Source organism: Agrobacterium sp. LMR679 (assembly GCF_027157905.1).
In the GTDB taxonomy this organism is placed as follows: domain Bacteria; phylum Pseudomonadota; class Alphaproteobacteria; order Rhizobiales; family Rhizobiaceae; genus Agrobacterium; species Agrobacterium leguminum.
This window is the reverse complement of sequence record NZ_JAPVOJ010000002.1, coordinates 2311407-2328205: the sequence shown is the minus strand read 5'-3', so window position 1 is coordinate 2328205 and position 16799 is coordinate 2311407. Positions and strand designations below refer to the sequence as shown.

At 58.2% G+C, this 16799-nt stretch carries 21 protein-coding genes and 2 tRNA genes; 15 read left to right on the top strand and 8 right to left on the bottom strand.

Annotated features, from left to right (window positions below; translation table 11 throughout):
• The first annotated feature begins 180 nt into the window (after positions 1 to 180).
• The 6 genes from uppC (at position 181) to O3W47_RS22020 (ending at position 5983) form a co-directional block, all read left to right on the top strand.
• Positions 181 to 753 (top strand): polysaccharide export protein UppC, encoded by a 573-nt coding sequence (gene uppC, locus O3W47_RS22045; RefSeq protein WP_003502309.1) that lies wholly within the window; start codon positions 181 to 183, stop codon positions 751 to 753.
• Positions 754 to 769: 16 nt separating this feature from the next.
• Positions 770 to 1912, top strand: a complete 1143-nt coding sequence (gene uppD, locus O3W47_RS22040; protein ID WP_174024981.1) for a polysaccharide biosynthesis type 4 glycosyltransferase UppD — start codon at positions 770 to 772, stop codon at positions 1910 to 1912.
• A 224-nt stretch (positions 1913 to 2136) separates the two neighbouring features.
• Positions 2137 to 3690 carry a polysaccharide biosynthesis glycosyltransferase UppE gene (gene uppE, locus O3W47_RS22035; RefSeq protein WP_080852228.1) on the top strand — a complete coding sequence of 518 codons (1554 nt, stop codon included), beginning with the start codon at positions 2137 to 2139 and terminating at the stop codon, positions 3688 to 3690.
• A complete protein-coding gene (gene uppF, locus O3W47_RS22030; protein ID WP_174024986.1) occupies positions 3687 to 4928 on the top strand; it encodes a polysaccharide biosynthesis O-antigen ligase family protein UppF in 1242 nt (413 codons plus the stop codon). The genes uppE and uppF overlap by 4 nt, the downstream gene beginning before the upstream one ends.
• A gap of 79 nt (positions 4929 to 5007) precedes the next feature.
• Positions 5008 to 5157, top strand: a complete 150-nt coding sequence (locus O3W47_RS22025) for a hypothetical protein (RefSeq protein WP_003521552.1) — start codon at positions 5008 to 5010, stop codon at positions 5155 to 5157.
• A gap of 172 nt (positions 5158 to 5329) precedes the next feature.
• Positions 5330 to 5983 (top strand): hypothetical protein, encoded by a 654-nt coding sequence (locus tag O3W47_RS22020; protein WP_269314601.1) that lies wholly within the window; start codon positions 5330 to 5332, stop codon positions 5981 to 5983.
• A gap of 71 nt (positions 5984 to 6054) precedes the next feature.
• Here the strand turns inward: O3W47_RS22020 and O3W47_RS22015 are convergent, their stop codons facing one another.
• Complete coding sequence (locus O3W47_RS22015) at positions 6055 to 6591, bottom strand: DUF1269 domain-containing protein (protein ID WP_003521556.1); 537 nt, start codon at positions 6589 to 6591, stop codon at positions 6055 to 6057.
• Between the two features lie 218 nt (positions 6592 to 6809).
• Between O3W47_RS22015 and O3W47_RS22010 the strand changes: the two genes are divergently transcribed.
• From O3W47_RS22010 to O3W47_RS22000, 3 genes are all read left to right on the top strand, one after another.
• Positions 6810 to 6886: transfer RNA gene (locus O3W47_RS22010), tRNA-Pro, on the top strand.
• Between the two features lie 137 nt (positions 6887 to 7023).
• Positions 7024 to 7284, top strand: a complete 261-nt coding sequence (locus O3W47_RS22005; RefSeq protein ID WP_020811146.1) for a hypothetical protein — start codon at positions 7024 to 7026, stop codon at positions 7282 to 7284.
• Between the two features lie 103 nt (positions 7285 to 7387).
• Complete coding sequence (locus tag O3W47_RS22000; RefSeq protein WP_080817208.1) at positions 7388 to 7591, top strand: hypothetical protein; 204 nt, start codon at positions 7388 to 7390, stop codon at positions 7589 to 7591.
• A 202-nt stretch (positions 7592 to 7793) separates the two neighbouring features.
• Here the strand turns inward: O3W47_RS22000 and O3W47_RS21995 are convergent, their stop codons facing one another.
• Positions 7794 to 8348, bottom strand: a complete 555-nt coding sequence (locus O3W47_RS21995; protein ID WP_162936677.1) for a dual specificity protein phosphatase family protein — start codon at positions 8346 to 8348, stop codon at positions 7794 to 7796.
• 138 nt (positions 8349 to 8486) lie between these two features.
• Complete coding sequence (locus tag O3W47_RS21990; RefSeq protein WP_269314600.1) at positions 8487 to 9074, bottom strand: YqaA family protein; 588 nt, start codon at positions 9072 to 9074, stop codon at positions 8487 to 8489.
• 511 nt (positions 9075 to 9585) lie between these two features.
• Between O3W47_RS21990 and O3W47_RS21985 the strand changes: the two genes are divergently transcribed.
• Positions 9586 to 10230, top strand: coding sequence for an exopolysaccharide biosynthesis protein (locus O3W47_RS21985; RefSeq protein WP_003521567.1), 645 nt, complete (start codon positions 9586 to 9588; stop codon positions 10228 to 10230).
• Between the two features lie 3 nt (positions 10231 to 10233).
• Here O3W47_RS21985 and O3W47_RS21980 read toward each other — a convergent pair whose 3' ends face one another.
• On the bottom strand, positions 10234 to 10512 hold the full coding sequence (locus O3W47_RS21980) for a hypothetical protein (protein WP_080817210.1): 279 nt from the start codon (positions 10510 to 10512) through the stop codon (positions 10234 to 10236).
• 176 nt (positions 10513 to 10688) lie between these two features.
• Between O3W47_RS21980 and O3W47_RS21975 the strand changes: the two genes are divergently transcribed.
• A tRNA-Asn gene (locus O3W47_RS21975) sits at positions 10689 to 10763 on the top strand.
• A gap of 101 nt (positions 10764 to 10864) precedes the next feature.
• On the opposite strand, the gene O3W47_RS21970 is transcribed toward O3W47_RS21975, so the two are convergent.
• Positions 10865 to 11254: a DUF2934 domain-containing protein gene (locus O3W47_RS21970; protein WP_137003339.1), complete on the bottom strand. Its 390-nt coding sequence runs from the start codon at positions 11252 to 11254 to the stop codon at positions 10865 to 10867.
• 170 nt (positions 11255 to 11424) lie between these two features.
• On the opposite strand from O3W47_RS21970, the gene O3W47_RS21965 reads away from it, so the two are divergent.
• Complete coding sequence (locus O3W47_RS21965; protein WP_080817212.1) at positions 11425 to 11664, top strand: hypothetical protein; 240 nt, start codon at positions 11425 to 11427, stop codon at positions 11662 to 11664.
• A 69-nt stretch (positions 11665 to 11733) separates the two neighbouring features.
• Here O3W47_RS21965 and O3W47_RS21960 read toward each other — a convergent pair whose 3' ends face one another.
• From O3W47_RS21960 to O3W47_RS21950, 3 genes are all read right to left on the bottom strand, one after another.
• Positions 11734 to 12177: a TIGR02594 family protein gene (locus O3W47_RS21960; RefSeq protein ID WP_080817213.1), complete on the bottom strand. Its 444-nt coding sequence runs from the start codon at positions 12175 to 12177 to the stop codon at positions 11734 to 11736.
• A 113-nt stretch (positions 12178 to 12290) separates the two neighbouring features.
• A complete protein-coding gene (locus O3W47_RS21955; protein WP_078054041.1) occupies positions 12291 to 12848 on the bottom strand; it encodes a methylated-DNA--[protein]-cysteine S-methyltransferase in 558 nt (185 codons plus the stop codon).
• 135 nt (positions 12849 to 12983) lie between these two features.
• The gene (locus O3W47_RS21950) at positions 12984 to 13253 is read right to left on the bottom strand and encodes a DUF982 domain-containing protein (protein WP_162936678.1); all 270 of its coding nucleotides are present in this window, start codon (positions 13251 to 13253) and stop codon (positions 12984 to 12986) included.
• 189 nt (positions 13254 to 13442) lie between these two features.
• Here O3W47_RS21950 and O3W47_RS21945 point away from each other — a divergent pair, with 189 nt between their 5' ends.
• The 3 genes from O3W47_RS21945 to O3W47_RS21935 all read left to right on the top strand — a co-directional run bounded on the left by O3W47_RS21945 (position 13443) and on the right by O3W47_RS21935 (position 16792).
• A complete protein-coding gene (locus O3W47_RS21945; RefSeq protein ID WP_269314599.1) occupies positions 13443 to 14882 on the top strand; it encodes a cryptochrome/photolyase family protein in 1440 nt (479 codons plus the stop codon).
• A gap of 122 nt (positions 14883 to 15004) precedes the next feature.
• Positions 15005 to 16042 carry a cysteine synthase A gene (locus tag O3W47_RS21940; protein WP_020810800.1) on the top strand — a complete coding sequence of 346 codons (1038 nt, stop codon included), beginning with the start codon at positions 15005 to 15007 and terminating at the stop codon, positions 16040 to 16042.
• 12 nt (positions 16043 to 16054) lie between these two features.
• Complete coding sequence (locus O3W47_RS21935; protein ID WP_269314598.1) at positions 16055 to 16792, top strand: alanyl-tRNA editing protein; 738 nt, start codon at positions 16055 to 16057, stop codon at positions 16790 to 16792.
• The last annotated feature ends 7 nt before the right edge of the window (positions 16793 to 16799 follow it).

Genomic DNA, 16799 nt, shown 5'->3' with positions numbered 1-16799 from the left:
CGCTCAAATATAGATGGTCAATTTTCGCGAAGTTTAAGTCTTGCCGGTAACACAACAGTTAATCCCGGCGAATCCGACGAAATAAAGCCGATATTACCAACGCTCGCGCTGCTCGTTTACCGCACATTAACCCTAACAGAACGATAAGAATGATCAAAGTTCGACTCGGAGCCAGATGAGATGCCGCTCGCCGGATCACGACATGTCACCGCACTGACGCTCGCCGTTCTGACGGCCCTTTCCGGCTGCGCGGCATATCAACCCGCTCCGAGGTCCTTCAACGAGGCCGCCCTGCAACCCTATCATGTCGATAGCGGCGACAGGCTGCGCATCAACGTGTTCGAGCAGGCCGGGCTGACCAATACCTATACGGTCGATCAGGCCGGCTATGTCGCCTTCCCGCTCGTCGGCCAGGTTCCGGCACGCGGCAAGACCCTGCCGCAGCTCGAAGCCGCCATCGCCGCCAAGCTGCGCCAGGGTTATCTTCGCGATCCGGACGTGACGATCGAGATCGACCGTTATCGCCCGGTCTTCATCATGGGCGAAGTCGGCCGTCCCGGCCAATATTCCTACGTGCCGGGCATGACCGTGCAAAACGCCATCGCCATTGCCGGCGGCTTCACCCCGCGCGCCAATCAGGCCGATGTCGACATCACCCGCAAGATCAATGCCGAGGTGATGACCGGCCGGATCGGTATCACCGCGCCCATTCTGGCCGGCGATACCGTCTATGTGCGTGAACGCTTCTTCTGAAAACGGAGTGGCGAACGTGTCGGATGACGGCCCTCCCCTGCGCATCATTCACTGCTTCCGCTCTCCCGTGGGCGGTGTCTTCCGCCATGTGCGCGACCTCATCGAAGAACATGTGAAACAGGGCCACAAGGTCGGCATCGTCTGCGACAGCTCCACCGGCGGCGCGCATGAGGAACGGCTTTTCGCACAGATCACCCCGATGCTGGAGCTTGGCCTCATCCGCCTGCCCATCCGGCGGTCCATCAGCCCCGGCGATCTGCCGGCGCTCTACAAGTCATACAGGCACATCAAAAGTTTGCGGCCGGACATTCTGCACGGGCACAGCGCCAAGGGTGGCGCTCTTGCCCGGCTGATCGGCTCACTCCTGCGGGCGAACAGGTATCGCGTAGCCCGCCTCTATTCACCGCATGGCGGCAGCCTGCATTACGCCCGAAACAGCCTGAAGGGGCAGCTTTTCCTGCGGCTGGAGCGGTTTCAGGAGCACTTCACCGATGCGCTCTGTTTCGTCTGCAATTTCGAGCAGGCGACTTACGAAGCCAAGGTCGGCAGGCCACGCACCCGCACCGCGATGATCTATAACGGCGTGCAGGAAAGCGAGTTCGAGACCGTACCCGCCCGCGAAGATGCCGCCCGTTTTCTCTATATCGGCATGTTGCGCGACCTCAAGGGACCGGATGTCTTCATCAGGGCATTTGCAAAAATGGAACGCAGCATCGGCCAGCCGATGACCGGCGTGATCGTCGGCGACGGACCGGACAGGGACAAATATGCGGCTATGATCGACAAGGCAGGGCTTTCCCGACGGATTTCCATGCATGCGGCCATGCCCGCCAGGCAGGCCTTCGAACTGGCAACGACAGTGGTGGTGCCGTCGCGCGCCGAAGCCATGCCCTATATCGTGCTCGAAGCGCTTGCGGCGGGAAAAACGGTCATTGCCTCGCATGTCGGCGGCATTCCCGAAGTCCTTGGAGAAGACAGCGAGGCGCTCGTACCGGCTGGCGACGCCGATGCGCTGGCCCGGATCATGGTCAAGGATGCCGAGGATGCCGGCTGGGCGCAGCGGATCATGCCTCGCCCGGACAGTTTCAAGGCGAAATTTTCAACCCCGGTCATGGCGGATGAGATGATGAAACTCTATCGCGACCTGTTATCGACCTGATAGTCATTTCGAAAACACGATTTTTAATTGTATATTCCGGCCGTCCTGTAGAAACTCATCATAAACGTTTCTTAGCATGTTTCGGCTAGTTTTCTGCTCGTAGAGCGCCGCGCGTCCATTCGGATGCACAAAGGGCGCTCTACCACTTTGAGGTTGCGCATCGTTCCGGTCGAAAATCCAATGCGATTTTAAGGCCGATGCGCTGGAGGGTGCGGACCAAGGCAATGACCAAGACTGACAAGGACAGACTGCAATTTGATCTGGCGTCATTGCGCAAGAAACTCTCCGACCATGAAGCCGGCGGGGCTTCGGCCTCAGAAACCGTCGTTCTCAATCCGCTTGCACGGCAGATCGCCAACCAGCTTCGCGCCGGCAACCATTCGCCCAACATGGTGATCGGGCAATTGCGGCTTCTCGAATTCACGATGCTCGTCGTCATCGCCGCCATCGTCAACGGCATAGCAGCCGATCGCGGTCTCGAAACCTTCCTGTCGGTTTTCGGCGGCGGCGTGCTGGGGGCGGCGCTCTGCGTGTTTCTGTTGCAGGCCGGTGACTGCTATCAGCTTCCGACGCTGCGCACGCCGCTGAAGATGTTCGCCCGCATTCAGGGCGCCGTCTGCCTCTCCTTCGTGGGAATTGCCTGTTTCCTTCTCCTCTTCTTTCCCGATGCGCTGCATTCCTGGCAGGCCTTCGGCATCTGGTATGCAACGGGTGCGGTGGCGATCTTCGCCGGACGGCTGATCCTCGGCTTCGCCATTCGCCACTGGGGCCGCAACGGCGTCATGGAACGCCGTGCCGTCATCGTCGGCGGCGGCGATACCGCCAAGGACCTCATCCGCTCGCTGGAGCAGCAGTCCGATAACGATATCCGCATCTGCGGGATCTTCGATGACCGGAAAAGCGCCCGTTCTCCCGAAGTTGTCGCCGGTTATCCCAAGCTTGGCACCTTCGCGGAGCTGGTGGAATTTGCCCGCCTGACGAAGCTGGACATGCTGATCATCGCCCTGCCGCTCAGCGCCGAGGCGCGCATTCTCCAGCTTCTGCGTAAGCTGTGGGTGCTGCCGGTCGATATCCGCATCGCGGCGCATGCCAATAAATTGCGTTTCCGCCCCCGCGCCTATTCCCATGTCGGCAAGGTGCCGATGCTCGATGTGTTCGACAAGCCGATCCGCGACTGGGATTCAGTGGCGAAACGGGTGTTCGACATCACCTTCAGCCTCATCGGCATCGCCCTTTTGTGGCCGGTGATGGTGGGCGCGGGAATTGCCGTGAAAACAACCTCGAAAGGCCCTGTCCTTTTCAAGCAGAAGCGCCACGGTTTCAACAATGAGACGATCAACGTCTGGAAGTTCCGTTCCATGTATACGGAACTCAGCGATCCGACCGCGAAAAAGGCCGTGACGAAGAATGACCCGCGCGTCACGCCCGTCGGCCGCTTCCTGCGCAAATCCTCGATGGACGAGCTGCCGCAGCTTTTCAACGTTCTTTATGGCGATCTTTCTCTCGTCGGGCCGCGTCCGCATGCCGTTCATGCCCAGACGGGCGACCTGAAATATACCGAGGTGGTGGAGCACTATTTCGCGCGCCACAAGGTCAAGCCCGGTGTCACCGGCTGGGCGCAGATCAACGGCTGGCGCGGCGAGATCGACCATGGCGACAAGATCAAGTTCCGCACCGAATACGATCTCTACTACATCGAGAACTGGTCGCTGTTCCTCGATCTGAAAATCCTGTTCCTCACGCCGATACGGCTGTTGAAATCGGAAAACGCCTATTGACCCACACCGGCTACCAGCACGCACCGGATTTCGACGCGCCGCTGGCCGCCATGCGGCTCGTCGGTTCGTTCTTCATCGCATTCGGCGTGTTCCTTTCCGGTTTCGTCATTTCCGAGCCGGCGCCCTATGAGCTGATGATGGTGGGACAGGTGGCCCTGTGGTTCCTGCTCGGCCTCCGCCTTTCGCGCACCGTCGTCCTGCTTCTGTGCCTGCTGCTTGCCTTCAATGTCGGCGGTTATCTTTCGCTCACCACCATGGCCGATCTGGATGAGGGGCCGCTTTATCTCGCCGTCTCGACCTTTCTGGCGCTGACCTCGGTTTTTTATGCGGCGATCATCGAGGACAAATACCAGCGGCTGCTTTTGATTTTCCGGGCCTGGCTTGCGGCGGCGCTGATCACCGCCCTGCTCGGCATCATCGGATATTTCCACGCCATTCCGGGTTTCGAGGTCTTCACCCTTTACGACCGCGCTAAGGGCGCCTTTCAGGACCCGAATGTTTTCGGCCCGTTTCTGGTGACGCCCTCGCTTTACCTCATTTACGGCCTTCTCACCGGCAAGGCGATGCATGCGCCCTGGCGGATCGCCGGGCTGCTCATTCTGTCGCTTGCCGTGTTCCTGTCGTTCTCGCGCGCGGCCTGGGGCCTGTTTCTGTTCGCCACCATCCTCCTCGTCTTCGTGATGCTGCTGAAGGAGCGCACGGCTGCGTTTCGCCTGAAGATTCTCGTGCTGTTTCTCGTCGCCGCCGGGCTGATGGTCGCGGCGGTCATCATTGCGCTGCAGTTCAAGCAGGTGGCGGATCTGTTCTCCAGCCGCGCTTCGGCGGTACAATCTTATGATGGCGGCCATCTCGGGCGTTTTGCCCGCCACTATCTCGGTTTTCTGCTCGCCATGGAACACCCGCTCGGCATCGGCCCCATGGTGTTCGACAATATCTTTCCCGCCGCCGAACATAATATCTGGCTGAAGAGCCTGACGACGCATGGCTGGTTCGGTTTCGTGATCTATCTCGTGTTGATCTGCTGGACCATCGCCGCCGGTTTCAGGCATCTGCTGCGGCCACGGCCCTGGCAGCCGTTCCTCATCATTTCCTGGGTAACCTTCGTCGGGCATGTGATGATCGGCGCCGTCATCGATACCGACCACTGGCGACATTTCTTCCTGCTGCTCGGCATATTGTGGGGATGCATGGCGCTTGAAAAACGCGAAAGCCTGCGCCGCCGCACGCGTGCCGCCTAAAACGCTTGCCCTTACGGAACCTTACGCCATTTCATGCGTTTAGCCCCGGATTCTGATTGTCAAACGGGGAGACATCTTAATGACGCAGACCAATAATCTCTATCTCATCATCGGCGCGCTCATCGTGGTCATCGCAGGCCTTGGCATCTATGTCTGGCACGAGGAAAGCAAGCCGAAGGGGATCGAGATGAATATCGGCCCCAACGGCGTCTCCGTTCAGGAGAACTAATCCGCAAGCGTCGCGCAAAGTCCGGCCATTAAGACCGGGTGCATCCCAAGCCGAACATGGCCGGGATTCGCCCGGTCTTCTTATGAGAGGAGACGAAAAGCGGGATCGATGCCCGCCGAGCCGGTTCGATACGAATGATGCGTATCGCCCGATCAAGGAAACAGCTAGCGCAATGGTCTCCTCCATCGACCTGTCCACACGCCTCACCGCCACCAGACTGGCCCTCAAGGCCATCAAGGAGCAGGAAGACAATTCCGCCGCCACATCCTCCTCCTCGACGCGGACGTCTCTCCTCGATTCCTACGGGCTGGACACCTCTTCCTCCTCGTCTTCCACCAACACGCGGCTCACGCAGCTTCTGGCGCAATATGCCCAGACCGAGAGCGAGGATACGCAGACCGACGACACGGATACCCAGCTTTCTTCCGGCGATATTACCAGGGCCGATTTCATGAAGGAGCTGAAGGAGACGCTGGAAGAACTGACCACGGATCCGGACAAGGCTTCGCAGGCCAAGGCCATGCTGGAGGCTTTGACGGCCGGCACGCTGACCGTCTCCGATCCCGCCGAGGGTGCGCAAATCAAGGCCTGGGATGTGGCCTCCGATACAGAAACCACCTCCAGACCGGCCACGGATATAGCCATGACGGGATGGAGCGACTTTCTGAAAGACCATCTCAAGCGCGACGGCTCGGCCTATGCGAGAAGCGAAGCCGGCGCCTATGTCGATACCATTTCCGGCGACAACGCGTTTTTCGGCAGCGTCGGCAGCCGCTATTATTATCTCACCTGGCCGCAGGCGAAAAACGGCACTTTGACCGTATAAGCCGAATTCCCCGATGCTTGAACGGATGGCTGCGACATGGAACATGCCGCAGCCTCGCTTTCATCGTCTGCTCAGACGGCAGGCGCGGCAGCCGGTTCGGCTCCGCCGGAAAGCGCCTTCTGCAACTGCGCTTCCTGCGCCGGCGACAGCGACGTCTTGATGACCCGCCCGCGCAGGCCTTCGAATTCCGCCAGCACCTTTTCCGGCTGCACCTTGCGGATCAGCACGAACAGCGCCGAAGAACCGTTGGGAATGGTCTCGCCGAGCGATTTGATGAAATCGTCATCGATACCGAAATCCGTCAGCGAACCCGCAAGAGCGCCCGTGCCGGCACCGATGGCGCCGCCGATGGCAAATCCCGCCAGCGGATTGAGGAACAGCAGGCCGACGAGGCCGCCCCAGAGACCGCCGGACAGGAAACCGGAGCTTGCGCCGATCGCCGTCAGATTGACGCTCTGTTTCAGATGCACCTTGCCATCTTCGTCGCGAACGACAACCACGGCATCTTCCAGATCGACCAGATATTCCTTTTTGAGGCCTGCAAGCTTCAGAAGCACCCTGTCGGCCACTTCCGTTCCGTCAAAACCAACAACGACGAGTTCAGACATAGTTCGTCTCCCTGAGTTTCAATTCCGCTGCGATTGAACGCCGAAGCGGGCGGCTTGTTCCGGCAATGATGAAAAGAGGATGTGTCATGCGTTTGACGGCCGCCCATCCGGGCCGCTTCGGCCCCTATGCGCCATCCACACCCTTTGCTCCTTTTTTTATGAAAAGACCATTTTCCGCTTGCGCCCTAACAGGCTTATATATAAACGGCTTTCAGGTTCGGAGCGTAGCGCAGCCCGGTAGCGCACTTGACTGGGGGTCAAGGGGTCGTGGGTTCGAATCCCGCCGCTCCGACCATTAAAATCAGATAGATAGCCAGTTCCCCCAGAGCTGGCTATATTTGTTTCAGCTATCTGGTAACCGCGCCATGCGCGAATTAAAAAGACCGGATTCGGCTGTACGTTTGTCCAGGCCTGAGAATGAGGTGTGCCGAGATGGCCAAAAAAACGAAAATAGAACACTCAGAATTCTCGGGCGAGTTTGAAGACGATGGTATCACGGTTCTGGTTGATATCTACCGGCCCGCTGGCACCCAGCAGGATTGGACGCTCGAAGTCATCAGCGAGCATGACGATGTCACCACCTGGGACGAACCCTTCGCGACCGACAAAGACGCCTGGGAAGAATTCCTGGCCACGTGTGAGAAAGACGGGATTCGCAGCTTTCTGGATGGCGAGGATCCCTCTGTCCACTAACGTTCAACTCCGCAGTGCCGGACTGTAAAGGGCGACGTCCATTACGTTGTTGACTCTCCGCTAAAATTAGAACATTTAGTGAACAAAAGAGAGGTCATCCAATATGTCCGACGCTGAAAAAATCACCCCCATACGGCCTGACGACATAGCCGGATATGTCATCCAGTGTCATGACGGCGATGCGAAAGCGGCTGTCGAAGCCCTTCTCGGCGAAATCGAGCATCTGCAGGAACAGCTTTCCCTGGCGGTCGCCATTATGGGAAAGGGATATACGCGCGGATGGACGCCGGGCGGGGGACCGAATTAGAATTGTCTCTGCCACCGTCTTTTGGGCACCTTGACACATGCTGGCAAGCCAGATGATCGATTAGGTCTTCAGGCACAAGGCACCCCACACCGTGTCGGCTAAAGGCTGCCAAGGCAAAGCGACAAGCTTAAGGCCCCGCTGGATGTCCAGACAAAGGCGGCGCCGGCATCCGTTGCCTACACCATCCGCTCGAAGCCTTTGCTCAATATTCATTGGAGGCGATAGCGAAATCGTCGACGACGGGCATCTTTTCCGCGTTCTCCCAGGTCCGGTCCATGGCGTAAGTTTCCGAGAGATAGGGAATGCCGATATGGCCGAAGCGGAAGGACAGCTGGCTTTCCGCCTGTTCCTCGTCAAGCTTTGCCACGCGGCTGAGATAGAGCGCGGTGGCGAGGCCTGTCCTGTCCGCACCTGCCTTGCAATGAATGAGAATGGGCTTCGGCGCATCGCGCATGATGGCGACCAGTTCGTTGACCCTGTTCATGTCGAGCTCCTGGCTTGCCGACATGCCGAAATCGATATGATTAAGTCCCAGCTCGCGGGCGGTTTCGACCTCATCGCGATACCAGGCCTTGGATTCGTTCGCGCCGCGCAGATTGATGACCGTCCTGATACCGTGGTCCCTGGTATAGCGGACGAGCTGCTCATTGCTCGGCTGGTTGGAGCGATAGAGCTGCCCCGCGACAACCTCGTGAAAATTGCCCAGGAGCTGAATTGCGTAGAGATAACCGCCTGCCGCAAGCACAGCAATACCCATGCCCCAAAAGGAGCACTTCCAGAATCTTGTCATAATAAAACGGTTCCCTCATTCGACGAGAGAACCGATACAGGCGGATTCTGACAGTAAGCTGAAAGTTATGCGACAGTATTGTAAGAGTAGAAAATTTGCGCTTGATCAACGCACGAAAACGTAAACCGCATAGACCGCGATGAGTGCGGCGGCCGCTGCCGCGGTGATGGCGCCAAGGCGTTTTTCGATGAAATGGCGCACCGATTCCCCGTATTTCTGCAGCAATCCGGCAAGGATGAAAAAGCGCGCGCCGCGCGTGACGACCGCCGAAAGAATGAACAGGCCAAGGCTGATATTGGCCGCGCCGGAAAGAATCGTCACGACCTTGATCGGCGGCAGATGCGCGAGCCCCGATGTCACCAACAGGAGAACGATGGTCTCGTAATCCACGGAGTTCTTCAGATGCTCGAAGGTGTCGAGCTTGCCGTAAAATTCGAGAATGGGCCGCGCGATGCTTTCAAAGGCATAGTGGCCGAGGAACCAGCCGGCGATGCCGCCGAGAACCGAGGCGACAGTTGCCACAAGCGCATAAAACATCGCCTTTTTCGGCCTGGCCAGCACCATGGGCAGGAAAAGCACATCGGCAGGCACGACGAAGATGGAGCTTTCCACGAAAGCCACGATTGCCAGCCACCACACGGCGGTTTTGCGCGCGGCGAGCGCCATCGTCCAGGCATAGATGTTTTTCAGCATGTCGTGTCTCCGGGGAAGAGTGTTGCGGAGTGAAGGCAGGCGGGAGCCAAGGCATATCGGCGGTGATTCATGCGGTTGCCGGCGGGCCGGATAGACCGACCCCGAATGAGGATTAGAGACAACGCAAGAGAATGGCAAATGTTGGAAAATTTATTTTTGCATCGCAAAAAATCATAAAGGCGAGCATTTCCAGCCCTCACCGCAAGGCGGTTGTTGCAATGCGAAATTTCACCCTGCGGTAGATGAACTCGCCTTTTTGCTGTAGAATAAAAGGTGGAGGAAAGAGGAGGAAGTTATCATGGACTATGTAAACTTCGTTACATCGATCAATCCGGTCATACTTGTCATTCTGCTGGTGGTTCTTCTTGCGGGCGCCTACAGCAACTGGGTTTCGCACTGATCCAGGCAAACCGCGCGACCAAATGTGATGAGGGTCCTTTTCTATCGGCGATAGGCATCGGGCCGGATGGATGTTATCAATCCCGGAGTTAAACAACTTCCGGGAAGCCGCATGACGAACGAATTCGCATTCACTGATACGTCTGAAAAGCTCAGCACGACGCTTGAGAAGCTGATAGGAAAGCTGCAGGGTCAGACGATCACGTTGCGCGAGTTGATGGAAGCGATCGGTGAACAGGGCCTTTTGCTTATCTGCGCAATCGCCTCCCTGCCCTTTCTCATTCCGGTTTCCATTCCCGGCGTCAGCACTGTCTTTGGTGCGGCGATCATCCTTGTCAGCCTGGCAATCACCCTCAACCGCCTGCCATGGCTGCCGGCGAAAATCCTCGACCGGCAGATGGAGACGGCAAAGCTCGTTCCAGCCCTTCAAAAAGGCGTCGCCATCGTCTCCAAGCTCGACGGTTTCATTCGCCCGCGCATTCCCGCGCTGACGACCGGCATCATCGCCAACCGCATAAACGGGCTTGCGCTGATGACGGCGGGCGTATTGCTGATGATGCCGCTCGGCTTCATTCCCTTCTCCAACACCCTTCCAGGCGTCGCGATCCTGCTTTTTTCAGCCGGGATGATTCAGAGGGATGGCGTCACCGTGCTTGGCGGCTACCTGTTTCTGGGCCTGACGGCGATTTATTTCGCAGCGCTCGCCTATGCGGCCTTCTGGGCTGGCCAGGGCATCAGCAGCTCCATCGGCGCATAAGGCCTATTGCCCGCCGCCATTGCGGGTGTCGCGACGGTTCTGCCGCGATGCCCACCAGACCGCCAGCCGTCGCCGCTGGCGGCGAACCGCCGGCAAATCGTGGGAAAGCACGATAAGACCGAGTGGAATCATCCAGAAGCCGAGAACGGGCAGGAAACCCAGCGTTCCGCCCACCACCAGCGCCGAGCCCGTCGCAATCCTGCCGACGCGCGAACGCGGCATGGCAAGGCTCCATTTTCCGACATGGAGGCGGTGCGTTCTGTGGTCGATACCGAATTTCATTCCATCTTGCCCTTTTGCATCTGGCCTGTGGATAATTTTTTCACCGGCGATAAGCCCGGAAAATCGGGACTCTGGAGGGATAAAACAAGAGGAATGCGTTTTTTTTGAAAAAACCGCTTGGCAAATCGGAAAAGCATTTGTATTACCCCGCTCACACCGCGCCAAGCAGCGCACGTTCCCTGGTAGCTCAGCGGTAGAGCATTCGACTGTTAATCGACAGGTCGCCGGTTCGAATCCGGCCCGGGGAGCCATTTCTCTCAAAAACATGTTTTGAAGAGCGAAGTGCAGCTGCAATTCGCCCCGTTCTTCTCGGGGATTGTCGTGACTTCCCCATCATCCGGCCGTCAAATGATCAGCTCTTCTTGACCGCCCGCTTCGTCGCCTTCGTGGCGTTGGTCAGCGCCGGAGGATCGCTTGCCGGAAAACTTTCCTCAAGGCTCTCGGTGAGATCGTCTTCCTTGTTCTTGTCCGTAGATTTCCGCTCTTTCTCAAGCGATTTTACCGCGGGCGATTTGGCCTTTGCCGGAGTTGCCTTTTTCGCTGGCGTCTTCTTCGCAGGCGCCTTTTCGGCAGCAGACTTCTTCACGCCATTTCCGCTTTTGGACTTTGCCGCTTCCGCATCTGCGGAAAGCTCCCGTTCCGCCTCGATCCAGTGTCTTTCATGATGCCCGTCGGGTCTTCCTTCCCTCTCCCATATTGCGCGCGCTTTTTCACGGATTGCGGCTTCGCGGTCATGGCTCATAACGGACCTCCCTGTTTACGTTGCACCGGTTTTGATTGTGCCATTGAAAAAACAAAAAAAGCCAGAGTTAGTTCCGCCTTGGCCTGCGACGAATGAGCATTTCCGCGAGAAAGGGAACCGTCATCGTCCGCCGATCGTTTGGCCTGCAGAAACCAGCAGGAGATCGCTTCATGACCACCCCGCAGAAGCCGAAAACCAAACCGCTTGATATTGAGGACGATGATGTCGCGCGTTTCGAAACAGACAGCGAGCTGAAAGCCAAAGATGGCGAGATTTACCCGGACGAGAGCATGAGCCTGCGTGCGCGCCGGCAGGCTGCAAGGCAGCACGAGGACGCTTTCATCGTCGCCACAGACCTTGAGGACGACGACCAGCGCGACGCAGCACCTGGCACCAGAGAGCAACCCTAGGCCCAAAAATGGAAAAGGCGGGTCAAAGCCCGCCTTTATCAAAAAATGCCGTCAAAAATGTCAGAGGATTTATCGGCGGACCGAAACGATGGCCTTGCGGTTGAAGTTCGACACCTGCACCCGGCCGGACTGGTTGCCGCCGAGGATCTGGGCGGTCTTGCCGCTCATGCTCTTCAAAATGCCGGCGTGGTAACCACGGCCGTTGCGAATGACGACGACATCGCCGGGCTTCGCTTGACTGACGGGCACGGCATAACCGAAGGATGTCCACGACTTCGCAAATCCATAGGATTTGGGAGATTGCCGGCCGGCCTTGCTGGCGACCGCATGCAGGAAAAGGCCGCACCATGGGGTGCTGCGGGGATTTGCGCCAAGAATGTTCTTGAGGCTCTTGTTGTTCTTGGACTCATGCAGTCCGGTGTATTTTTCTGCCTGGTTCAGCATGCCGGCGGAGGCCGATGCAACGACTGTAAAAGACAAGGCAACCGATAGAATTAACGCGGATACTCTCAAACGTCTCGCCCTTATGTTAGAGGGCGCCCGTGTATTGTGACAATTTAGCGACAATTTGACGAGAAATGGGCAGAAATCAGACGCCTATTCCTGTGCGCTGATCTGTCATTGCTTCAAAACAGGCTGCCCTGCGCCTCGTCAGTGCGGCTGCGGCCGGCATTTTCGAGATCCAGCATACGCAATTTGGTGGTGGTGCCTCCCGGTGCGGAGAAGCCGCCAAGCCTGCCGCCGGCGGCGAGAACCCGGTGGCAGGGAATGATCAGCGGCACCGGATTTTTCGCCATGGCCTGACCGACATCGCGTGCCTTTTCCATGCCGAGACCAAGCGTTTTTACGATGCCGCCATAGGTCGTCGTGTCGCCCCAGCCGATCTGCCGCGCAACGGCGTAAACATCGAGGAAAAACCGCTCCTGCCCGGCGAGATCGAGTTCGACGGCGGTAAAATCGATCTCCTCGCCGCCGAAATAACGGGTGATCATTGCAATCACCTCACGCGTGCGGGTTTCGGGAACGGCGATGGAGGCGGATGGCAGGCGCTTCTGGAGAAGTTTTTCGGTCTCGCCGGCATCAGAACCGGGCAATTGCAAACGCACGATGCCCCGCCCCGCCCATGCAAGGCCGCAATGGCCGAGGGCTGTGGGAAAAACAATATAGCCGTAGTGGTTGCTCATTGCCGTCGCTCATCCGCTTTTTCGCATGCACGATGCCATATCCCGCATTCGAAACAACCCGTTTCCTGCTCCTCAACAAACAAGGCCACCCGTTTTTGGCGGGTGGCCTTATACACATCAGTTCCGAAAATCCGTTCAGGACGCGATTTTGTCCGGCTCTTCCACAAGGCACTGCGCCTGCCGGCTGGCGGCAACGAAGGCCGTGCGGGCAATTTCCCCCGCCACGTCGCCCATCAGCGAGGCGCGGCACAGGCGCAGCGCCTGTTCATGCACCTTGTCGCCACGCTCAGGCCATTCGTGCTGGAGAAAATCGAAGGCTTCGTAAACGCCATTGAAAATCCGGGGAGCACCGTTTTCAAGGGAGATGGTAACGGGCTTTTCCCACTTAACGTCATTCAGCAACATTGATTGCACTTCCATGCTCTATTAACCCGCGACAAACGCCGGCTCCTCCAGTTGGTTCCCTTTATCAGCGGTTTCAAGGGCGAAAAAATAACCCTCGAAAAACCATGCACCTCCATCTTTCCATTCTAGCCGATTTGCGGAACAAAGCGTTTCAACACTCGTTCAAGCGGAAGTGAACCGGGTCCTTTCATGCCGACAACAGCCTCCCCCGTCATCGTCTGGTTCCGCAAGGACCTGCGCCTTTCGGACAATCTCGCCCTGCTTGCCGCCGTGGAACATGGCGGCCCCGTCATCCCCGTCTATATCAGGGAAAAATCATGCGGCCCGCTGGGCGGCGCACAGGAATGGTGGCTTCATCACTCCCTCACCTCCCTCGCCGCCGCACTGGAGAAAATCGGCAGTCGCCTCGTGCTTCTCAGCGGCGACGCCGGCGAGACGTTGCGCCATCTGATATCGGAAACCGGTGCGGAGGCAGCATTCTGGAACCGCCGATACGATCCCGCCGGCATGGCGACGGACAGGACGCTGAAACAGACGCTTCGGGATGACGGTCTGACGGTCCGCAGCTTTTCCGGCCATCTGCTGCATGAGCCATCGAGGCTGCAGACGAAATCCGGCGGTCCCTACCGGGTCTATACGCCCTTCTGGCGGGCGCTGGAGGGCGGCGAGGAGCCGCATGCGCCGGCGGATGCACCGAAGCGTCTGAAGGCGCCGAAGACGTGGCCGAAATCGGAAAAGCCTGGCGATTGGAAACTCTTACCCACCAAGCCGGACTGGGCGAAACACTTCGGCGACATTTGGTCTCCCGGCGAAGGCGGTGCGCGGGAAAAACTCGACGATTTCATCGATGGCGCTTTGAAGGGCTATGAAGAAGGCCGCGACTTTCCGGCAAAGGACGCAACCTCTTTGCTTTCGCCGCATCTCGCGTCCGGCGAAATATCGCCTTATACCGTCTGGCATGCGACGAAGGGGCTTTCCCGACACATCGCCTCAAACGATATCAGCCGTTTTCGCAAGGAAATCGTCTGGCGGGAATTCTGCTATCACCTGCTGTTTCACTTTCCCGAACTGGACGAGAAGAACTGGAACGACAGTTTCGACGCCTTCCGCTGGCGAGACGATGAAAAATCCTTCACGGCGTGGACCCGTGGGATGACGGGATATCCGATCGTCGATGCCGGCATGCGGCAATTGTGGAAACACGGCACCATGCACAACCGGGTGCGCATGATCGTGGCGTCCTTCCTCATCAAACATCTGCTGATCGACTGGCGCAAGGGCGAGAAATGGTTCCGCGACACGCTTGTCGATGCGGACCCGGCCTCCAATGCCGCCAACTGGCAATGGATGGCGGGTTCGGGCGCGGACGCCTCGCCGTTTTTCCGCATCTTCAACCCCATATTGCAGGGCGAAAAATTCGACGCCGATGGCGATTATGTGCGCCATTTCGTACCGGAGCTGGAAAAGCTCGAGCGGAAATACATCCACAAGCCGTTCGAAGCACCGAAAGAGGCGCTGAAGAAAGCGGGCATCGAACTTGGCAAGACCTATCCGCTGCCGATCATCGACCACGGAAAGGCGCGGGAAAGAGCGCTTGCGGCCTATGCCGACGTCAAGAAGAACGCATAAAATTGGGTATCGGCAAAATTTTGCGTGGCTAAGCCAAAGCCGGGAAGATAATTTCTTGCCTTGAAGCGGTTGTAACGGGACATAACGGCACCTAATTTCCGCTCAGACAAGAAGGCTCAATCATGACCATTCACTCCTCTGCGCTCAGTGCCATCGGCAACACGCCGCTCATCCGTCTGAAAGCCGCCTCTGAAGCGACGGGGTGTGAAATCCTCGGCAAGGCGGAGTTCCTCAATCCCGGCCAGTCGGTGAAGGATCGGGCCGCGCTCTATATCATCCGCGACGCCGAACGGCGCGGGCAGCTGCGACCTGGCGGCACCATCGTGGAGGGTACTGCGGGCAATACCGGCATCGGTCTGTCGCTGGTCGCCAATGCACTCGGCTACAAGACAGTCATCGTCATTCCCGAGACGCAGAGCCAGGAAAAGAAGGATGCGCTGAAGCTTCTCGGCGCCAAGCTGGTCGAAGTTCCGGCCGCCCCCTATTCCAACCCGAATAATTACGTGAAGGTTTCCGGCCGGCTGGCCAAACAGCTTGCCGCGACGGATGAGAACGGCGCGATCTGGGCCAACCAGTTCGACAATATCGCCAACCGTCAGGCCCATATCGAAACGACTGCCCCGGAGATCTGGGACCAGACGGATGGCAAGGTCGACGGCTTCATATGCTCCGTCGGTTCCGGCGGGACGCTTGCGGGCGTGGCCGATGGCCTGCGCGATTTCAACCCCGACATCAAGATCGGCCTTGCCGACCCTGAAGGTGCGGCCCTTTACGAATTCTACAAGCACGGCGTCCTGAAGTCCGAAGGTTCTTCCATCACCGAGGGCATTGGGCAGGGCCGCATCACCGCCAATCTGGAAGGCTTTACGCCTGACTTTTCCTACCGCGTCTCCGATGCGGAGGCGCTGCCGGTTCTGTTCGATCTGGTGACGAAGGAAGGGCTTTGCCTCGGCGGCTCCTCCGGCATCAACATCGCCGGCGCAATCCGCCTTGCCCGCGAGCTCGGTCCGGGGCATACAATCGTGACGATACTGTGCGACTACGGCAATCGTTATCAGTCGAAGCTTTTCAATCCGGACTTCCTGCGTTCCAAGGGACTTCCGATCCCGCAGTGGCTGGCGACGAAAAGCGAGATTGCGGTTCCGTACGAAACCGTTTGAGGACATGCCGAAATGCCTGTGAATGCCCTGTTCCGTGACGATTTTTATCTTTCCACCGCAGAAGCGATCGTCACGGCGGTGCATGAGGATGGCGGCATAGAGCTGGACCAGACCTGCTTTTACGCCACCTCCGGCGGACAGCCGGGCGATAGCGGGTTTCTCGAGCGGGCCGATGGTTCGCGCATCGAACTCGGCATCACTAGAAACGGTGCCGACAAGAGCGTGATCGTCCATGTGCCGCTCGAAGGCCAGCCTTCCCCTGATATCGGCGAAAAACTCACCCTGCATGTGGACTGGCCGCGTCGTTACAAGCTGATGCGAATGCACACGGCCTGTCATCTGCTCTCTGTCGTCTGCCAGTGGCCGATTACCGGTGCGGCGGTCGGCGAGGATGAATCGCGTGTCGATTTCGACATGTCGGAAACCATCGACAAGGATGAGGTGACGGCAAAGCTGATGGAGCTGGTAAAAGCCAACCATCCCGTCTTCCTGCAATGGATCACCGACGAGGAACTGCATGCCAATCCGGGTATCGTCAAATCCAAGAATGTGCGCCCGCCGATGGGCCTCGGCCGCGTCAGCCTCGTCTGCATCGGCGAAAATTCCAGCATCGACAGCCAACCCTGCGGCGGCACCCATGTTTCCGAAACGCAGGAAGTGGGCGATATTCACATTGCCAAGATAGAAAAGAAGGGCAAGGAGAACAGGCGGTTCCGCATTCGTTTCGGCGCGCCTGAAGCTGTTGCCTGAGATTGGG